The organism is Actinacidiphila acidipaludis (genome assembly GCF_019890725.1).
In the GTDB taxonomy this organism is placed as follows: Bacteria; Actinomycetota; Actinomycetes; order Streptomycetales; family Streptomycetaceae; genus Actinacidiphila; species Actinacidiphila acidipaludis.
Genome location: NZ_JAINZZ010000043.1, coordinates 20,608 through 39,213, shown reverse-complemented (window position 1 = coordinate 39,213; position 18,606 = coordinate 20,608). Strand labels below are relative to the sequence as shown.

Sequence of the window (18,606 nt, the reverse complement as noted above, 5' to 3'; positions counted from 1 at the left end):
CGCCGGAGGGGTTCCGCGGGCCGGTCGTCGCGTCAGCGCGCCGTGGCGGTCAGTCCGGCGCGGTGGATGCGGGTGTGCTCCGCGACGCGCCGGCCGAGGTGGCGCGCGGTGTTCAGGTCCGCGTCGTGGACCGCGGAGGTGTCGTTGAAGCTCTGTGCGCCGGCGCCGAGGTAGAAGCCGAGGCGGTTGTCGTCCTCGGGGCTGGACGTGGTGGTGTTCCAGCCCGGCAGGAGGCCCAGGCTCACCCAGAGCATCCCGTGCTGGGCCGCCAGGAGCGCCAGGTACTGGAGCGTGTGCATCTTGTCGCCGCTCATGGAGCCGGAGTTGGTGAAGCCGGCCGCGAGCTTGTCGCTCCAGGCCCGGGTGCTCCACCGCTTGCTGGTGGCCTCGGCGAAGGCGTGGAAGGCCCCCGACGCGGTGCCCATGTACGTGGGGGTACCGAAGACGATGGCGTCCGCTGTGTCCATCGACTCCCAGTCGGCGTCGCTGAGGTCGGCGACGTCGACGCGCTGGACCCGCGTCCCGGCGAGGGAGCGTGCGCCGTCGCCGACGGCGGTGGCGATCTGCGCGGTGTGGCCGTAGCCGGAATGCGACGCGATGACGATCGAGATGTCGGACATGGGTGTTCCTCTCCTGCCGCAACGGCTGGATCACTGTTACGGCAAAACCGTATCACTGATAATCCGGTGATACGCATGATGCGATATCGTTGTTCCATGGACGAGGGACGACGTGCCGTACGACGGCAGGTGCTGCAGGTGGCCGCCAAGCTTCTGGAGGAGGGCGGCAGCGAGGCGGTCTCCACACGCGCCGTCGCCGCGGCCGCGGGCGTCACCGCTCCCGTGCTCTACCGCCTGTTCGACGACAAGGACGGGCTCCTGGCCGAGCTGGCCGCCTACGGCTTCGCGATGTACCTGGCCGAGAAACGGGAGGCGCTGGCGCTCACCCCCGACGACCCGGTGGCCGACCTCTACCGCGGCTGGGACCTGCACGTCGACTTCGGTGTCCAGCACCCCGCGTTCTACATGCTCATGTACGGCACCGTGGAGCCCGGGCGACGGCCGCCCGCCGCGGACGAAGCGCACGCCCTGCTGGTGGGACTTCTGCGCCGGGCCGCCGAGGCCGGCCGCCTTCGGGTCCCCGTGGAGGAGGCGACCCGCGTCATCCACGCGGCGACGACGGGTGTCACGCTGGCGCTGATCGGCGAGGAGCCCCCGCAGCGGGACCTGACCACGTCGGCACGACTGCGGGACACCGTCATCGCCTCCGTCACGACCGACCCGCCCGCTCCGTCCGGGCCGGACCTGGCTTCGCGCGCGCTCGCCCTCGACGCCGCACTGGAGGCGAGGCTCGGCGCGGAGCCCCCGGCCTCCGGCGCGGGGGTGCCGCTGCGGCCCACGGAGATGGCTCTGCTGCGCGAGTGGCTGCGGCAACTGGCGGTCTGAACCCGCTTACCGGAAGCGTTCGTTGGTCCGCGTGGCCGCCGGCCACAGGGGAGGGGCCGGCGCGTGTTCCGACGTGTCACAAGGGGTCTTCGAGCGGCCCGTGCTCCTCCTCCAGGGCGGTGGCCCAATGAGCGGGCCGGCGAGAGACCGCCGGTTACAGCAGGCCCGCCTCGCGTGCCGTCCACACCGACGGGACGAGCGGGCGGTAGCCGAGCTCGCGCCGGATGCGGGTCGTCGACATCACGCTGTGCCAGGGGTCCGGGGCGTCACGGTCGTACACCTCCTGCGGCACCGGCCGGTCGTGGACCTCGAACAGGTCGACGGTGGTGACCGGGGCCTCGTCGGCGATGTTGTAGACGCCGTGCGCTCCCGACGCGTACAGCAGCCGCCGCAGGCCCTGCGCCACGTCCAGGTGGTGACCCATGTGCAGCCGCTGCATCGCCGGCCACTGCATCACGTCGTCCAGGTGCGGGTCCCCGTCGCCGTACACGAACGGCAGCCGCCCGATGCGGAGGTCGGCCAGCCCCTCCATGTCGCCGAGCGCGCGCTCCGCCTCCCACTTCGACTCGGGGTAGGCGCCCCACAGATGGCCGCCCGGTACGGTCTCGTCGCTCTCGACCAGCGGCCTGCCGCGGCCCGTGCCGTAGACGAGCCCGGTGCTGACCTGCACGAACCGCCGCACGCCCGAGACCACGGCGGCCCGCCCGAGCTCGATGGCCGCGTCCCGGTTGACGGCCCGCGCCTCCTCGTCGGGCACCCCGCGGAACGCCGCGGCGACGTTCACCACCGCGTCCACGCCGGCGGTCGCCTTGCCCAGCACGTCCACGTCGCGCAGATCGCCGATCAGCACCTCGGCGCCCAGCCCGGCGAACCGCTCGCCCCGGGCCTCGTCGCGCACCAGCACCCGCACCTTGTCGCCGGGCGCCGCGCTCTGCAGAAGCCTCGGCACGAAGCGCCGTCCGACCTGCCCCGTCGCACCCGTCACCAATGTCAGCATGGCCGCCTCCTCGTCGTCGTAGCCATGCCTGAAGCCTGCGCGTGCGGCGGCACCGGCGGGAGAGACCCGGTTATCCACGGACTGCCGCTCCCTGGATACGGGACCGGTACGGAGGGATGCTGGGATCATGGACCGCACCGAGCTCGCCGACTTCCTGCGCCGCGCACGCACCCGCCTGGCGCCTGCCGACGTGGGCCTGAGCCCCGGTCCGCGCCGCCGCACGCCCGGCCTGCGCCGCGAGGAGGTGGCGCAGCTCGCCGGGATGTCCTCGGACTACTACACGCGGCTGGAGCAGCGCCGCGGCCCCCGTCCGTCCCGGCAGATGCTCACCGCCCTCGCCCGCGCCCTGCGTCTGACCGACGCCGAACGCGACCACCTGTTCCACCTGGCGGGGGAGGAGCCGCCGCGGCCCGGCGGCTCCACGGAGCACGTCCGACCGGGACTGCTGATGATCCTGGACCGGCTGCACGACCTTCCGGCGTCGGTGCTGACCGACTGGGGGCAGATCCTCGCCCAGAACGCCATGTCGGTGGCGCTGACCGGGGACCACACGGGGACGAACGTCATCCGCCGCTGGTTCCTGGAACCCGGCGCCCGCGACCTGGCGCCGCCCGAAAACCACGAGCAGCACGCCCGCGCCCACGCGGCCGCGCTGCGGGCGGTCACCACGGCCCGCCCCGACGACCCGGGGCCCAACGCCCTGGCCGCCGAACTCCGTGCCGCGTCACCGGAGTTCGAGGCGCTGTGGGCAGAGCACGACGTCGTGGTGCGACGCCCGTCCCCGAAGCGTTTCGTGCACCCCGTGGTCGGCGTCCTCGACCTCGACTGCGAGGTCCTGCTCAGCGACGGCCACAGCCAGCAGCTCGTCGTGCACTCGGCCCGTCCCGGCACCACGACGCACGAGCGGCTCGCACTCCTGCGCGTCGTCGGCCTCCAGGACCTCACCCCCAGCCGGTAGCGGCGTCTGCCTGCCCCCACGCACCCACTCGGGGGAGTCCGCCTCCCCCGCGCACCCACTCGGGGGAGTCCGCCTCCCCCGCGCACCCGCTCGGCGTGTTCACGGCGGTTAGGGCCCCGCGCGGCCGCACATCCGGGATCGCAGCACGTCGACTTCACATCCCGGCGCGGTCGGGTCGAATCCGTGCTCGCTCAGCCAGCGAATGACCAGCAGGCTCCGCAACGACCACCACGCGCGGATCACGTCGCGGTCGACATCCGTGCCGTAGCCGTCGAGGACTTCGCCGAGCCGCTCCTCGTGTCCGAGCGTCAGGATGGCCAGGTCGAACAGGGCGTCGCCCTGGCCCGCCTCGGACCAGTCGATGATGCCCGTGACCTCGTCGCCGTCGACGAACACATGGGTGATCTGCAGGTCGCCGTGCGCGAACACCGGAGTCCACGGCCGCAGCGCCGCCTCGGCGATGCGGCGGTTGCGCGTGACCAGGTCGGCGGGCAGGACGCCGTTCGTCAGGAGCCAGGCGCATTCGCGGTCGAGATCCGCCGCCAAGTCGTCGAGGCTCCGGCCGCTCCCGCCGGGCCAGGGCGGCAACGGCGCGTCGTGCAAGGCCCGGACGGCGGCGCCCGCCGCGGCCCACGCCGCGGGGGACGCGGTCGACGGCTCGCCGAGGCGGCCGAGCGCCGTCCCCGGCACCGCGGCGATGGCGAGCACGGGCGGCTTGCGCCACAGGACCTTCGGGGTCGGGACCGGCGCCAGATCCATCGCCTCGACCTCCGTGTGGATGCGTGCCTGATCGCCGTCCACCTTGAGGAACACGTCGCCGACGCGCAGGGTCGCGCGCTCGGAATGGGCGACGACGACTTCGACCTCATCCATGGACGACCAGTATCCCGGGGGTGACCGTCCACGTCGCCGGGTTTACCGCGTGCGCCGCTCCCGCTCACCGACTCCCGCGACACGGCGGCCTCTTGCGCGGCACCGGACGCCGACCACACGTCAGGCCGCACCGGTGTCATGAGCCCTGCGGGGGCGCTCCCTCCGCGAGAGCCCGCAGGGCCGCGTCGTCCTCCGTGCCGGGGAGCGGGAAGTACACGTACAGGACGTGTCCCTCGGGGCCGGCGAGCGCGAACGTCTCGAAGCTCAGCGACAGGGTGCCGACGCCCTCGACCCAGAGGCGTTTGGCCCCGGTCACACGCTCGTAGACGTCATGGGAGTCCCACAGGGCGCGGAAGGTGTCGCTGCGCTCGCGCAGGTGCGCCACGAACGTGTCCACGTCGGCGGGCCTTGCCGCCGCGGTGGCCCGGAGCCCCGCGACCGCCTGGCGGCCGATCTCCTCCCAGTCCGGATACACCTGCCGCGCCCGCGGGTCGAGGAAGGCGAACTCGATCAGGTTCTGCCCCGGACTCCACGCCGGGTTGACCAGGGTGGCGAGGGCGGTCGCGGCCAGGACGTCGCGGCGGGGCCCGACGACGAACGCGGGCAGGTCGGCCCACCGCCGCAGCAGCGTCAGCACACCGGGCCGTACGGTGCCGGCCACGGCTTCGCCCGCGCTTCCGCCCGCCGGCGCCAGGGGCGGTGTCACCAGGGAGCGGAGATAGGTGCGCTCGGTGTCGTCCAGGCGCAGGACGCGCGCCAGGGCGTCGAGGATCTCCCAGGAGGGGTGCCGGTCCCGGCCCTGTTCGATCCGCGTGTAGTAGGAGGGGCTGACGCCGGCGAGCAGCGCCAGTTCCTCGCGGCGCAGGCCCTTGACCCGCCGCCGCGTGGAGTCGACGACGCCGGCCGAGGCGGGGTCGATCCGCGCCCGGCGGCTGCGCAGGAAGGAGCCGAGCCGGTTGTCGTCCTGGGTTCCGTCGCGGGCCATCCAGCCGACTGTACCTGCCGCGCCTCCTGCCGGCGGCGGCCGACCGGCCGGGAGCCGCATGCGCCACGACGCGGTCGTCGCGTGCCGCCCGCCTGGGAGGACGGCGAAACTGACCCTCCCGGGGCCACCCTCATCAGGGCGTGGCAGCGCTGTCGGCGCCTTGCTGCAATGGAGCCATGACGAACAAGACCCCTGCCCCCTTCGACATATCCGCCCCCTTCGACGTGACCGCACGCTCAGCCGGAACTCCTGAGGAGACGCCCGTGTGGCTGATCACCGGAAGTTCGAGCGGCCTGGGCCGCGCCCTGGCCGAGCACGCACTGGAACGCGGTGACCGCGTCGCCGTCACCGCCCGGGACGCCGCGAGCGTGGCCGACCTCGCCGCCGCCTACGGCGATCGCGCCCTCGCCCTGCGGCTGGACGTCACCGATCCGGCGTCCGTGGCAGCGGCCGTCGAGGCGAGCGAGAAGGAGTTCGGCCGCATCGACGTCCTGGTCAACAACGCCGGGTACGGCTACCTCGCCGCCGTCGAGGAAGGCGAGGACGCCGCGGTCCGGGCGCTGTACGACACCAATGTGCACGGCGTGGTCACGGTCCTGAAGGCGGTGCTGCCCGGTATGCGGGCCCGTCGCCGGGGCCGGATCGTGAACGTCTCGTCCTTCGGAGGTCTCGCGGCGTTCGCGGCGACCGGTTACTACCACGCGACCAAGTTCGCCCTGGAGGGACTGTCCGAGTCGCTGGCCGCCGAGGTCGGCCCGCTCGGCATAGCGGTCACCATCGTCGAGCCCGGCGGCCTGCGCACCCGCTGGGCCGGGTCGTCGATGCGGCAGTCCGCGACGCGCCTGGAGGACTACGAGCAGACCGCCGGCCAACGGCGCGCCGCCACGCTGGCGGTCTCCGGCCGCCAGCCCGGCGACCCCGTGCGCGCCGCCGCCGCGATCGCCGCCGTCGTGGACGCCGCGGCACCACCGCTGCGGCTGCTGCTCGGCTCCGACGCCCTCGCCGGTGCGCGCGCCCGCCTGGAACGGCTCCAGGGCGAGATCGACGCCAACGAGACGCTGACCAGGAGCACCGACCTGGAGCCGCGACCGTGAGGGGCCTCAGGCGGTGCCGAGCGCGGTGAACTCCTGGGCCACGATGCCGCCGACGGTCGCGCACCAACCGGCCGTGTCCAGCGAACCCGTCTGCGGCAGGCCGTGGAGTTGCTGCATGGCCGCCACGGCGGAGATGGTCGCCTGGTCGTAGGTGCCGTTGGCCGTCACGCTGTAGCCCTTGTGCGCGAGCATCGACTGGGCCGCGAGCACGGCCGAGCCGGTGGCGCCCGGACCGGTGGGCGTGGCCAGCGCCTCCCACGTCGGCTGGGACACGGTGCCGTTCGAGGAGACCGGCAGGCCGTGCGCCTTCTGGAAGCCGGAGATGGCCTTCAGCGTGCTGTTGCTCATCGTGCCGTCGGTCTTCAGCTGGTAGCCCTGTGCCTTGAGCAGGTACTGGACCGTGACGACGGTCGCCCCCGCGCTGGACGCGTACGGGTCCGGCCAGGTGCGCGCCGGGACGGACGCCGGATCCTGGGCCAGCGCCTGCGCGGTGCGCAGTCGCAGTTGCGGGAACAGCGGGTAGAAGGCGTAGCCGGGGCAGTCGGTGTCGTTGAAGTCCCAGTGCCCGAAGATGCGGTGGGCGCCGAGCCCGTACTGCGTGCAGACGTCGGTCAGCAGGCCTACGAGTGCGTCCAGCAGCATCTGGGTCGGCGTCTCGGTGAAGTACGTGCCCTCGTTCTCGATGCCGATGGCCCGGGTGTTCTCGCCGACGGCGTGCGCGCTGACCGGCTGGAACCCGCCGTCGTTCAGGCCTTCGAGGCTCCGGTGGCGGCCTTCCAGCACGTAACCGCCGCGGCTGACGGTGAAGTGCTGGCCGGTGTCGATCCAGCCGTTGGTGTCCATGTGCAGGTTCTGGATCTCCTGCGCGAGCGCGACGGCCCTGGCCTGGGAGTAGTCGGTGGTGTTGGGCCACTCCGTCTGGTGGACGATGATCCTGTCCGTCGTGCCGTTCGACAGCGAGATGGGCGAGGAGGGGGGACGGGCGCTCCAGCCGGCGCAGTCGATGACGTACGAGGTGTCGGCGCCGCTCCGTGTCGTCGCCGCGCCCGCCGGTCGGGCGGAGAACAGCTGCTCGGCACCGATGCCGAGCCCGACGGCGGCCGCGGCCTTGAGAACACGGCGACGGCCTAAGTAAGCAGGGCCGTTGGACATCGGCCCCTCCTCTCCGCTGTTGGGGCACTGGCCGGCCCTGGCGCGCCCTGCGCAAGCGCGCACGTCCGGGGACTTGTCGGTGTCCCATCATGTCGGCAGGAGGTGCGCGCGGAAAGGGGCTGTACGCCGGTGGCTCCTGTGAAAAGTGGGCAGGGGGCCAGGGGGGGTGTTCCCGCCTTCGCGCCGACCCCGCGGGGCGTCCGTCCTGCACGGCACCCGGCGCACCGGGTTCCTCCCGCAGGACTGAGCGCGGCACGCCGAGCGCGCGGGTGATGACGGCGTCGCAGAAACGGACAGGCAGGATGTCAGCTGACGGACGCAACAGGCGCAACAGGCAGGCGGACGACGCCCGCCCGGAAGGTGGTGGCCTCATGAGCCGGATCCTGGTGACCGGTTCGGCGGACGGTCTCGGACGTGCCGCTGCCGACGCGCTGCTGTCCCAGGGGCACGACGTCGTCGTGCACGCCCGCAGCCAAGAGCGCGCCGCCGGCTTGGACGCGCTGATCGGCCGCGGGGCACACCTGGTGGTGGGGGACTTCACCGAACGCGACGCCGTGCGCCGGATCGCCACCGAACTCAACGACCTGGCACCGCTCGATGCCGTCATCCACAACGCCGGCGTGTGGAGCGGACCGGCGGTCATGCCCGTCAACGTCGTCGCACCGTACCTGCTCACGGTCCTGCTTCGCGGACCGCGCCGGCTGGTGTATCTCAGCAGCGGCTCGCACTACCAGGGACGCCCTGTCCTCGACGGGGTCGACTGGCGGGGTGAGAGCGCGGGCTCGTACGCCGACAGCAAGCTGTACGTCACCGCCCTCGCCGCCGCGGTGGCCCGGTTGCGCCCCGCGGTGCTGAGCAACGCGGTGGATCCCGGCTGGGTGCCGACGAAGATGGGCGGACCGCAGGCACCGGACGACCTGGAACTCGGACACCTGACCCAGGAGTGGCTCGCCACCGGCGACGCCCCGCAGGCCATGACCACGGGCGGATACTGGTACCACCAAGAGTTGAAGCAGCCGCATCCCTCCGTCCACGACGAGGCGTTCCAGGACGACCTCCTGCAGGCGCTGGCCGCCGAGACGGACACCCGGCTCTGAGCCCGTGGAATCACCGGTACTTGAGCCGGGGCACGGCTGTTGACCCGCGTGAGCGCCGCCTTCGAGGGACGGGTGAAACGGCGGCTCGATCGGGCTGAGCGGTGATCACGCAGGAGGGTTCACGACCGCTTTCGCATGGAACGCCAGTTGCAGATCCACGAGTCCGTGCTTGGCCCACTTCCGCCCCACGAGACCGACGGCGACGTCATCCGCCGCCACGCTGACGGAGAACTCTTCCGTGGCATGGGGATTTCCGGTGAGCCAGCCGCTCCTGTAGCCCCTTCGCGTTTCGAACGAGATGTCAACGATGCCGTAGTCGCCCTGGTTCCTGATGCGGAGAGTCTCGAGAGAATCGTCGGCATGCGGGCTGGAGTGTGCGATACGACGTTCGGTGCTGAGATCGTCGGAGGTCCATGGGGTCGACTGTTTGCCGGCCCCGAACAGGCCGCGCACGTTGACGGTGCCGTAGCCACCCTGCTCTATGACCTCGAAACCGATCAGGGGTTCCGCGCGGGGCGTCAGTGCCAGGTCCTTCCAACCGCCGCGGTCGTCTCCGCTTGCCGGCGACGTCCAGTGCAAGCCGGCCGGCAGTACCGTCCACATCACATCGGTACGCGAGGTTTTCACCCACTGCCCGTCGGGACACAGGAACCACTCAGGCCAGAACTGGCTCTGTATGGTGACCCGCTGACCGAATCTCAAGTCGCCCGACCCGGCGTCGCCGTCCCGATCGGCCGTCGAGATGAGCCAGCGCTCTTTCTGGTCGTTCTCGCCCTCGGTGTAGTCGTTCGAGTAGTAGCAATCGAGGGAGTCTCTCCACACGCCCAGGACATTGTACGAGCCCAGCCCCGAGTCCAGTGAGACGAGCTTGACGCGCGAGTTGTCGGACCGGGACTCTTCCGGGCCGGAGTACCTCGCCACCTCGCCGTCATCCACCCGATGGTCGGGGTTGACGCAGTAGAAGAGGGATGCTCGCTCGGTGTCCTGGCCGACGGTCGGATAGTATTCCGTGAGTGCGGCGTCCTGGCCGAATATCGAGAAGAGTCCCCATCCGGGTCTGCCTTCCTTGAAGGCCGTTATGTAGTTCCCGTACTGATCACGCAAGTAAAACCGATCGAAGTACCGGACCTTGTCGCCGAGCTTTCGTTTTCCACGCAGAAAACCCACATCGGTGGCATCGGTCCGCGGCGCCGACCGCGTGATCACCTTCTCGAACGTCGGGGCGTTCTTGGTTCGCTCGCCGAATCCGGTGACCCTGTCGCCCAGACCGCGCCACTTGAGCAGGGTTGCGATCAGGGAAGTGTGATCATACGGCGTGCCCGTTTCGGATCGGAAGACCGTGCCCTTTTCGATGAGAGGCGAGATCAGCAGGGTCGGCACCCTGCCACCGAAGCGGTCAAAATTGAAGCCGTCCTCCAACGGCGCCGGCGCTTTGCCCGCTCCCCATGGTGGAACCGCGGCGGGTGGGGGCACATGATCGAATGATCCAACGGGCTCGTCGAAGGTGACGATGAGAAGGGTCTTGTTCCAGCTACCGGAGTTGGCGATGAGGCTCGAATAAACGCTCCGCAGGAGGTTCTCACCGCCGTCCAGATTGGACGGTGGGTGGTAGTCATTGCCCAGGTGGTACAAGACATCCTTGTAACCGGTGGATCCGGAACCCTGTTCGCTTATGGACCACACGGGCTCGATGAAGGTGAAATGTGGAAGTGTTCCGGCGCGCGCATCCCGGTGGAATTCCTCGATCTTGGCGAAGTTCCCCTTCGCGCCGGCGATCCCTTGGATCTCCGGGAACAGCCGGTAGCTGAATGCGGACTCGACGGACCCGTCGGCCAGGCTTCTCAGATAGTTGAGGGTCTCGGAAGAAAGTGCTGCTATGAACGTGCCGAGCGCCGCTATCAGTGCCGGGCCGTACGGCCCGGCGGCGAACGTCAGCCCGCCACTCAATCCGCGAAAAGCATCGACCAGCTTGGCGATGTTGTCCTGTAGTATGCCCGAGCTGTAGTAGACCTTCCATGTCGAACCGCCTTGCGCCAGGGTATTGAAAACCGTGGCGGTTTTGAACCGATCGTCGCCGAGCCTGTAGCCGACAAGCTCTTCGATCTTCTTGGCCTTATCCCCCTGCTCGAGGAACCCATTGTCCACCAGGCCATTCGAGGTTCCGCAGAACGCGAATGCACGATTTCCATTGGTTTGCGACGGAACCGAAGAGAACCATGCATCACACACGGCGTAGTGCTTCGCGAGGTCGTTCAGCACGGGTAATTGCGTAGGCGTGTAGCTTCGCATGACCTGGTCGGCGCACCGGATGATCAGATCATCGGAGCGGTTCTGCTTGTTCTTGAGAACGTTTACGTAGTCCTTTACGTAGCCCTTCATTCCCGGTGCCGCTTTGGCTTCTTCTGCGGTGATCTCCTCCTTCCCGTAGAGCTGACACGTGACTTCACGAAAGGCTTCGCCCGGCGAGATATTGGGTGAATTCAAGGCGTTGGCACCGCGTATGGGTGGAATGCGCAGGTTCACCCAGGCCGTGTCGCGGGTCGCCTGCTCGACGAGAGTCTTGCTCGATTTTCCCTGCAAGGAGCTCGCTGGTTCGCCGGTAAGCCCATGTATGACGACGATGAGAGTGTTCCGGTGGTCGTCGACGCTCATGAGGCGGAGCTGGTCGGCTCGGCGGTCTCCATGGCCCATCAGGTAGATGATGACGCCTGCCATGCCGATGAGCTCATCGTCAGACTTCGATTCGAAAAACCGCAGACTTCCCGTCGAGTGCTCCACGAGCTTTTGAATCAAGGCCCGACGCTGCTGCCTCGCGCCTCGCCTGAGGATATTTCCATCGGTCCACCTGGCCGCTTCGAGGACTCCGGACAGTGACATTGCAATGGATTGCTTGAACGGCTGACCGGCGTCGTTGATGTATTTATTCAGGTCAAGACCCTGCAGGCCGTCGTAAGGGCGGTCGTCCGACTTCAGTGCCGGAATATTATGCAGGGGCCGGTCGTGTTCATAAAGCCATCCGAGCAAGCCGTCAAAGGAGCGATTCTCCAGCATGAGCACGACAACATGCTCGATGTTCTCCATGGCTCCTGCGCCAGGTTGATCCGTCATTTGTTCTCCCCCACTGGTCGCGGCGACATCCCGTAGAATGAACACTTCCGGCCCGGAGTCCAGCAGCCCCAATCAATTCTCGTGCGCTTCGTTGAAGTTCAGCTTCGATCCACCGCGTGCATGCTGATCGCGGATGTCGGGCGCCGGGGCTAAGCAAGGAGTGACCAGTGTGCCACCGAGTGTGCCCGTCTGGATAGGGCGCGTCCGGGACTTGTGTCAGCAGCAACGCAGCCCTGGGTAGCGGTCGTCTCGGGATACCGGCGTCCACCGCGGGATCCTCACGTACGGCCGTCCTGGTACACCTGTGTGCATGTGGGCCTACCTTCCTGCGCTTGTGTGCTTCCTCGCGTTCGCGTTCGCCGTGCTGCGAGAGCGGCGCCGGTTCGGCAACGCCGTGCTCCTCGGTCTGTCGCTGACCCTGGGGTTGGGGGCGTGGCTCTTCGAACTGCACCGGGAACACCACGCGCTGGCCAGGGGCCTGGTCCTTGTCCTCATCGGGCTCGGGGTGCTGGGCGTCGTCACCCTGACCTGGTTCATGATCTCCAACGGTCTGGTCATGGTGCGGAAGGAAGGGGTCAGCCCGGCCAACCTGCTCTCCCTGCTGGCCGGGATCGCCCTGCTGGGGCTCGTGGCACTGGTGGCCGGCGCGCTGCTCCTGGACAACCGCCTTCTGCAGACGGTGGCGGCAGGAGCGGTCGCCGTGTCCGCGTACGTGGGCTTCCTGTTCTTCTGCTTCGTCGCCTACGCCTTCCTCTACGGGCGACTGCACTACCGGAGGAAGGCCGACTACGTGGTCGTCCTCGGTTCGGGTCTGGCCGGGGGGTCCAAGGTGCCGCCGCTGCTCGCGAGTCGTCTGGACAAGGCGCAAGCCGTCCACGGAAGGCTGTCGGCGCGCGGCAGGCGTCCCATGATCCTCGCCTCGGGCGGACAGGGCCCCGACGAGCAGGTCCCCGAGTCGCACGCGATGGCCGACTACCTGCTCGAACGCGGCGTTCCGGCCTCGCTGTTGCTGCGCGAGGACCGCTCCACGACGACCGCGGAGAACCTCCGGTTCAGCAAGGCCATCATGGAGGAGGCGACCCCCGGATACCGGTGCGTGATCGTGACGAACAACTACCACGTGTTCCGGGCCGCCCTGCTCGCCCGCCGGGCCAGGGTCAGGGGCCAGGTGGTGGGATCCCCCACGGCGTCCTACTTCCTGCCCAGCGCCACGATAAGGGAGTTCGTCGCGCTCCTGGTGGCGTACCGGCGCGTCCATCTCACCTTCTGCCTCGGCTTCGTGGTGGGCGCCGGCGCCATCTGGTGGCTGGGCTGAACGCCGTCAGGCCTGAGCCTGTGGGGCGGTCGCACCGGGGTCTGCGGTCGGATGCGCAGGCTCATGCCGGCCGGCGCCGAGGGCCGGAGGGCGGAAGTAGGCGGTGAGGGCCAGGGCCATGGCGCCGGCCACCGCCCAGGCGGACAGGATCAGCAGCGGCGTGGCGGTGTCGTTGCCGCTGAAGTAGACAGTGTTCTGAACGGCGGGAAGCGCTGCTCCCGCCGGAAGCGCCTTGCCGACGTCGGCATACCACTGGGTGATCATGTGGGGGCCGAGCGTGGTACCGGAGGAGGCCACGCCGACCGGGATGAACAGCAGGAACACCACGAGGTAGCCGAGGCCCCGGGCCCACCGCGCCGCGGCGGCCGCTGTCACGGCGGCGGCGAAGGCCAGCAGCGTGCCGATGCCGAACAGGCCCCAGGGGGCGCCGGTCAGGGCCCCGATCCCGGGATCGGTCACGGCGACGGCCACAGCGGCGACGATCACCGAGTAGGCGAGGATGGAGAGCAGCTGCCCGACCGGGTGCATGGCCCTGCCGAAGCGCGTCACCAGCATGTTGGCGAACACCAGGCTGGGTGCGAGCAGGGCGATCACGAAGAACACCTGGGAGATGCCCTGGGGATCGTTCGCCGGCAGCGGGCGGATGTTCTGCAGCGCCAGTTGCGTTCCACTGGCCTGGGCCACGGTGCTCACGTCGGCGACGGTGGCGTTCGTGACCGCCGAACCCGCCGCGGTCGCGACGGCGAGCACCGCCCCGGGTGGCGCCGGTAGCAGGGCGGCGTCGACCTTGCGGTCGAGGATGGCGTCGCGGGCCGCCTGCGCGGTCGGGTAGCTGCTGACGTCGTACCCGCCGGAGCGGACCTTGCCCAGGCTGTCGCCGATGGCGGACGCCTGCGCCTGGGTTCCGACGACCGCGATCGGCACCGCACGCGGGCCGGGTGCGTGCAGCGCGCCCATGAACGACGCGATGAACACCAGGCTGACGAACGTCGCGCCCAGCGCGCCGATCACGCTGCCCATGGCCCGGCGCTGCCACGGTCCCCTCGGCGTTTCCCGGACGGGCGCGGGCGCCTCGGAACCGTTGCCCCCGCCTTCGTCGCCTGCGCCCTCGGGAGGGGTCTCGCCGCGCGCTGCGTCGGGAGTCTCGGGACCCCCAGGACCCGCGGGACCCTCAGGACCCATGGGTCCGGGGGGCTCCTGGGGGCGGCCGTCGTCGGGTGTCCCTGAATCGCTCATGATCAATTCCCCATGCGGCTGAGACCGTTGCCTCACGCCGGCCGGAACTCAAAAGCTGCCCACGCCGAACCGGCCGGTGAGACACAGAGATGGAAGCGATCATGTGCCCGGACGCCCCGCCGCCACCCGTCCTGCGACGACGAACCGTGCGGTGGCGGCACTGGCGGACAGCCCGCTGGTTCGAGAACCAGCCGACCGTTCCCGGCGGTCGATCGCTCGGAAGGGTGCGGTGCACGACCCCGGTCGATTCAGTGTGACACGCGCCCTCCGGACCGGCCACGCAGCGATCCGGCCCCGCCGCACACCGCCGGCCTGGAGCCGCGTGCGGCCGGAAAGCGATGCCCGCGAATCGGCGGGGTACTCGTGTGCCGCTACAGGATGCGCCTCGGCCCGAGGGGGCCCGGGTCGAGGACGGAACGGGCGTCCTTGCGCCCCGTGCGGCCGTCACCGAGCATCGATCCGTATCCCACCGTGGTCCCCTCGTGCGCCAAGGAAGGGTCTCTCCCATGCAGCAGGAGTACGTGGACCGCGCCGCGATCGTCGATGTCGCCGTGGCGTACGCGACTGCCCTGGACACCAGGGACTGGAAGCTGCTGGGCCGGGTGTTCAGCGAGGACGCGTCCTGGGCGTACAGCGGTTCGGGCGAGCAACTGCGGGGGCGGGAGGCGATCGTCGACCGGCTCAGTTCCGGCGGGGAGCGTTACGACGCCACGCATCATCTGAACGGCAACCATGTCGTCGCCGTTCACGGGGACGAGGCCGAGCACACCTGCTACTTCCAGGCCCAGCACATCCGCCGCGGCCTGCCCGGCGGGGAGAACCTCCTCGTCGGGGGCCGCTACGACGACCGGCTGCGGCGCACCCCGGACGGCTGGCAGCTCACCCACCGCGTGGTCACCAAGGTGTGGAGCGAGGGAAATCCCGCCGTGAGCGCGTCCTGACCCGACCCGAGGCTCTGAACGGGTGAAGCAGGCAGGCCTGTGGCCTACCGCGCTCCTGCCCGGATGGCCCGCTCCCTCAAGCGGATTTACGGTCGTCCCGGCAGGGGCGTCAACGGTCGGCGACCGCTCGGCGCCTGTCCGCGCACGGCACGCGCCGGCGTCCGCTTCGGCGGCCTGATGCGCCGGAAACCGTGAAGGGATCGCGCTATGACGTCCTCCGATTCGGCGTCTGTGACGCACAGTGCCGTCGTGCGTGTCTCGCAGGTGGCGCCGGGTTTCGTGCGGGCCGTCGTGGACAATCCGCCGGTCAACCTTTTCGACCCGACGGTCTTCGCCGGATTGAACCTGCTGCGGAGCTGTGCGGACGACCCCGCGAACGCCGTCAAGGTGGTGGTCTTCGAGTCCGCCAACCCCGACTTCTTCTTCGCCCATCTCGACCTCGCCAAGGCCGCGGAGGTACCCGACATCCCCGGCGGCCAGAGCATCGTGCAGTCGTGGCCGGGCTTCAGCAGGTGGCTGACGAACGCGCCGGTCGTCACGATCGCCAAGATCCGCGGACGCGCCCGGGGGATCGGCAACGAGTTCGTCTGTGCCTGCGACATGCGCTTCGCCAGTCTGGAGACGGGCCGGCTCTGCCAGATCGAGGTCGGGTTCGCGCTGGTGCCAGGAGGGGGCGGCCTGGAATGGCTCCCGCGTCACGTCGGGCGCGGCCGTGCGCTGGAAGCCGTGCTCAGCACTGACGACTTCGACGCCGAGACCGCCGAACGCTACGGCTGGGTGAACCGTGCGCTGCCCGATGCGGAGCTGGACGACTACGTCGACCGCCTCGCCCGCCGGATCGCGACGTTCGACGCCACGGCGCTGGCGACGGCGAAGCAGCTCATCGGTGGTGGGCAGCCCACGCCCACCGAGAACGAACTCGCCGAGAGTTTCGGCGCCATCCGCGCCCTACGCCGGAGCGAGCCGGCTCAGCGCCTCGCGGCGCAGCTGCGCGAACGGGCGGGCGGGTCCCTGGCATCCGCGGAGCTCGACCTGCCGCAGCTCTACGGGCATTGACGGCGACGGAGCCCCTGGCACGCCTCATGGCTCGCGACGTGACGTCGGTCGTCAGGCCTGCCGTGGATGCCGGTGTGGCGGGTGCACGCGTCGAGAACCGGCTGGGCCACGCTCTGTTCGTGGCGCAGCGTGCGATCGGCCGCTACCGACCGCCGCTGCCGCACGCAGTGAAGCCCGGTGGAAGCGCCGAGCTGCTCATGCCGTTTCCTGGACGCCGAGTTCGGCGAGGAGGCCCCGGATGCGCTGCTGGATCTCGTCGCGGATGGGGCGTACCGCGTCGACGCCTTGGCCGGCGGGGTCGTCGAGCCGCCAGTCGAGGTAGCGCTTGCCGGGGAAGACCGGGCAGCTGTCGCCGCAGCCCATCGTGATGACCACGTCGGAGGCTTGCACGGCGTCGTCGGTCAGCACCTTGGGGACCTCGGCGGAGATGTCGATGCCCGCCTCCTTCATGGCGTCCACGACCGCGGGGTTGACCGTGTCGGCGGGCGCGGACCCGGCGGAGCGGACCTCGACACGGTCACCGGCAAGGTGGGTGAGGAAGGCTGCGGCCATCTGTGAGCGGCCGGCGTTGTGGACGCAGACGAACAGCACGGACGGGACGGTGGGACTGCTCACTGGGGGTCCTTGCGTCAGGGGGTGGGAGCGAGGTCGGGTTCGCCGGGGACGGGCATGACCACCGTGGCGGGGACGGGGGCGGGGCGGCCGAAGACCAACGCCACCAGGACGAGGCCGACCACGCCCCCGACGAGCTGAGCGGCGATGAACGGCGCCACCGAGGCCGGGGCGATGCCGGCGAAGGTGTCGGAGAACGTGCGGCCGATCGTCACCGCGGGGTTGGCGAAGCTGGTGGAGGACGTGAACCAGTACGCGGCCCCGATGTAGGAAGCCACCGCGACCGGGGCTGTTTGCTGCTGACCGGTGCGGCCGAGCCCGAAGATCAGCAGGACCAGGCCCGCCGTGGCCACGACCTCGCCCAGCCACAGGTGTCCGGCCGACCGGTCGTGTGCGGACCAGCGGACCAGCGGTTCGGCGAACATCGCGTCGGCCAGGACCGCACCGCCGATCCCGCCCGCGATCTGGGCGGGGATGTACGCGGCGACCTCCCGTGCGGGAAGACCGTCGCCGTCTGCCCGGCCGGTCCACCAGGCGGCCAGGGTCACGACCGGATTGAAGTGCGCGCCGGAGACCGGGCCCAGCAGGGCGATCAGCACGCCGAGGCCGAAGACGGTGGCCAGCGCGTTGGCGAGGAGCTGCACGCCGATGTCGTGGGACAGGCTCGCGGCCTGGATGCCGGAGCCGACCACCACCGCCACGAGGGCGGCCGTGCCGACGAACTCCGCAGCGGCACGGCGGCTCAGTGGGATGGGGCCGCTCATGCCCGGACACCGCCCTTCGCGGGCGCCGGGGCGATCTGCAGCAGCGAGGACAGCCGGGCCAGAGCTGCCGGGACGACCCGGTAGTAGACCCAGTTCGCGCGTCGCTCGGAGCCGACCAGGCCCGCTTCCCGCAGCACCTTCAGGTGGTGGGAGATCGTCGGCTGGGACACGTCGAACGGGCCGGTCAGGTCGCACACGCACGCCTCACCGCCCTCGTGGGAGGCGATCAGCGACAACAGCCGCAGCCGCACGGGATCGCCCAGCGCCTTGAACATGCGCGCCAGGTCGGCCGCGTCGGAGGCGTCGAGCGGTTCGCGGACCATCGGCGAGCAGCACGCCGCGTCGGTGTCGTCCTGTCCCAGGATCCGCAGTTCTGACTTAGACATGGATCTATGTTGACGCCTGTCGATTCCGGTGGCAACCTCGGGGTTGTCGAGCTGTATCGATGAATGTCGATACAAACCCCAGTCGGAGGGAGACGTCATGTCCCGCGTTCAGCTCGCTCTGCGTGTCGCAGACCTCGAAGGCTCCATCGCCTTCTACTCCAAGCTCTTCGGGACCGAGCCCGCAAAGCTCCGTCCCGGCTACGCCAACTTCGCCATCGCCGAGCCCCCGCTCAAGCTCGTGCTGATCGAAGGCGAAGGAGACGAGGACACCCGGCTGGACCACCTCGGGGTCGAAGTCGAGTCCACCGACCAGGTCAGCGCCGCCACCGGCCGCCTCCAGGAAGCCGGCCTGGCCACGTTCGAGGAGAACGACACCTCCTGCTGCTACGCCCTCCAGGACAAGGTCTGGGTCACCGCGCCCGGCAAGGAGCCCTGGGAGGTGTACGTGGTGAAGGCCGACGCCGACAACCTCGGCAGGAGCGCCGGCGCCGGCGGCGATGCCTGCTGCGCGGGAGAGAGCCGGGCGGAGACCGCCGCGGCCACCGCTTCCGGCTGCTCCTGCGGCAGTTGACGGAGACCCCGTACCG

General features: G+C 70.1%; 18 protein-coding genes. 8 read left to right on the top strand and 10 right to left on the bottom strand.

What is annotated here, in order from left to right:
- Positions 1-32: 32 nt before the first annotated feature.
- A complete protein-coding gene (locus K7862_RS26650; protein WP_222966999.1) occupies positions 33-620 on the bottom strand; it encodes a flavodoxin family protein in 588 nt (195 codons plus the stop codon).
- 96 nt (positions 621-716) lie between these two features.
- Between K7862_RS26650 and K7862_RS26645 the strand changes: the two genes are divergently transcribed.
- Complete coding sequence (locus K7862_RS26645) at positions 717-1,445, top strand: TetR/AcrR family transcriptional regulator (RefSeq protein ID WP_222966997.1); 729 nt, start codon at positions 717-719, stop codon at positions 1,443-1,445.
- A gap of 154 nt (positions 1,446-1,599) precedes the next feature.
- On the opposite strand, the gene K7862_RS26640 is transcribed toward K7862_RS26645, so the two are convergent.
- Positions 1,600-2,442 (bottom strand): NAD-dependent epimerase/dehydratase family protein, encoded by an 843-nt coding sequence (locus K7862_RS26640; RefSeq protein WP_222966995.1) that lies wholly within the window; start codon positions 2,440-2,442, stop codon positions 1,600-1,602.
- A 127-nt stretch (positions 2,443-2,569) separates the two neighbouring features.
- Here K7862_RS26640 and K7862_RS26635 point away from each other — a divergent pair, with 127 nt between their 5' ends.
- Positions 2,570-3,400: a helix-turn-helix transcriptional regulator gene (locus K7862_RS26635; RefSeq protein ID WP_222966993.1), complete on the top strand. Its 831-nt coding sequence runs from the start codon at positions 2,570-2,572 to the stop codon at positions 3,398-3,400.
- 108 nt (positions 3,401-3,508) lie between these two features.
- On the opposite strand, the gene K7862_RS26630 is transcribed toward K7862_RS26635, so the two are convergent.
- Entirely contained in the window at positions 3,509-4,273 is a 765-nt protein-coding gene (locus K7862_RS26630; RefSeq protein WP_222966991.1) for a phosphotransferase family protein, read from the bottom strand.
- A gap of 136 nt (positions 4,274-4,409) precedes the next feature.
- Positions 4,410-5,258, bottom strand: a complete 849-nt coding sequence (locus tag K7862_RS26625) for a helix-turn-helix domain-containing protein (protein ID WP_222966989.1) — start codon at positions 5,256-5,258, stop codon at positions 4,410-4,412.
- A 176-nt stretch (positions 5,259-5,434) separates the two neighbouring features.
- Here K7862_RS26625 and K7862_RS26620 point away from each other — a divergent pair, with 176 nt between their 5' ends.
- Positions 5,435-6,352, top strand: coding sequence for an oxidoreductase (locus K7862_RS26620; protein ID WP_222966987.1), 918 nt, complete (start codon positions 5,435-5,437; stop codon positions 6,350-6,352).
- A gap of 6 nt (positions 6,353-6,358) precedes the next feature.
- Here the strand turns inward: K7862_RS26620 and K7862_RS26615 are convergent, their stop codons facing one another.
- Entirely contained in the window at positions 6,359-7,504 is a 1,146-nt protein-coding gene (locus K7862_RS26615) for a peptidoglycan recognition protein family protein (RefSeq protein WP_222966985.1), read from the bottom strand.
- Positions 7,505-7,875: 371 nt separating this feature from the next.
- Between K7862_RS26615 and K7862_RS26610 the strand changes: the two genes are divergently transcribed.
- Complete coding sequence (locus K7862_RS26610; protein WP_222966983.1) at positions 7,876-8,601, top strand: SDR family NAD(P)-dependent oxidoreductase; 726 nt, start codon at positions 7,876-7,878, stop codon at positions 8,599-8,601.
- 105 nt (positions 8,602-8,706) lie between these two features.
- On the opposite strand, the gene K7862_RS26605 is transcribed toward K7862_RS26610, so the two are convergent.
- Positions 8,707-11,682, bottom strand: a complete 2,976-nt coding sequence (locus K7862_RS26605; protein ID WP_222966981.1) for an alkaline phosphatase family protein — start codon at positions 11,680-11,682, stop codon at positions 8,707-8,709.
- Positions 11,683-12,019: 337 nt separating this feature from the next.
- Here K7862_RS26605 and K7862_RS26600 point away from each other — a divergent pair, with 337 nt between their 5' ends.
- The gene (locus K7862_RS26600) at positions 12,020-13,024 is read left to right on the top strand and encodes a YdcF family protein (protein ID WP_222966979.1); all 1,005 of its coding nucleotides are present in this window, start codon (positions 12,020-12,022) and stop codon (positions 13,022-13,024) included.
- A gap of 6 nt (positions 13,025-13,030) precedes the next feature.
- On the opposite strand, the gene K7862_RS26595 is transcribed toward K7862_RS26600, so the two are convergent.
- On the bottom strand, positions 13,031-14,044 hold the full coding sequence (locus K7862_RS26595) for a hypothetical protein (protein WP_222966977.1): 1,014 nt from the start codon (positions 14,042-14,044) through the stop codon (positions 13,031-13,033).
- A 722-nt stretch (positions 14,045-14,766) separates the two neighbouring features.
- Between K7862_RS26595 and K7862_RS26590 the strand changes: the two genes are divergently transcribed.
- A complete protein-coding gene (locus K7862_RS26590) occupies positions 14,767-15,201 on the top strand; it encodes a nuclear transport factor 2 family protein (RefSeq protein ID WP_222966975.1) in 435 nt (144 codons plus the stop codon).
- 249 nt (positions 15,202-15,450) lie between these two features.
- The gene (locus tag K7862_RS26585) at positions 15,451-16,257 is read left to right on the top strand and encodes an enoyl-CoA hydratase/isomerase family protein (RefSeq protein ID WP_222966973.1); all 807 of its coding nucleotides are present in this window, start codon (positions 15,451-15,453) and stop codon (positions 16,255-16,257) included.
- 195 nt (positions 16,258-16,452) lie between these two features.
- Here the strand turns inward: K7862_RS26585 and K7862_RS26580 are convergent, their stop codons facing one another.
- From K7862_RS26580 to K7862_RS26570, 3 genes are read right to left on the bottom strand one after another with little or no spacing between them, the layout of a single operon-like run.
- Positions 16,453-16,872, bottom strand: a complete 420-nt coding sequence (locus K7862_RS26580; protein WP_222966971.1) for an arsenate reductase ArsC — start codon at positions 16,870-16,872, stop codon at positions 16,453-16,455.
- A 14-nt stretch (positions 16,873-16,886) separates the two neighbouring features.
- Positions 16,887-17,633, bottom strand: a complete 747-nt coding sequence (locus tag K7862_RS26575; RefSeq protein WP_222966969.1) for an aquaporin — start codon at positions 17,631-17,633, stop codon at positions 16,887-16,889.
- Positions 17,630-18,019, bottom strand: a complete 390-nt coding sequence (locus K7862_RS26570) for an ArsR/SmtB family transcription factor (protein WP_222966967.1) — start codon at positions 18,017-18,019, stop codon at positions 17,630-17,632. The genes K7862_RS26575 and K7862_RS26570 overlap by 4 nt, the downstream gene beginning before the upstream one ends.
- A 97-nt stretch (positions 18,020-18,116) precedes the next feature.
- Between K7862_RS26570 and K7862_RS26565 the strand changes: the two genes are divergently transcribed.
- Positions 18,117-18,590 carry an ArsI/CadI family heavy metal resistance metalloenzyme gene (locus tag K7862_RS26565; protein WP_222966965.1) on the top strand — a complete coding sequence of 158 codons (474 nt, stop codon included), beginning with the start codon at positions 18,117-18,119 and terminating at the stop codon, positions 18,588-18,590.
- The last annotated feature ends 16 nt before the right edge of the window (positions 18,591-18,606 follow it).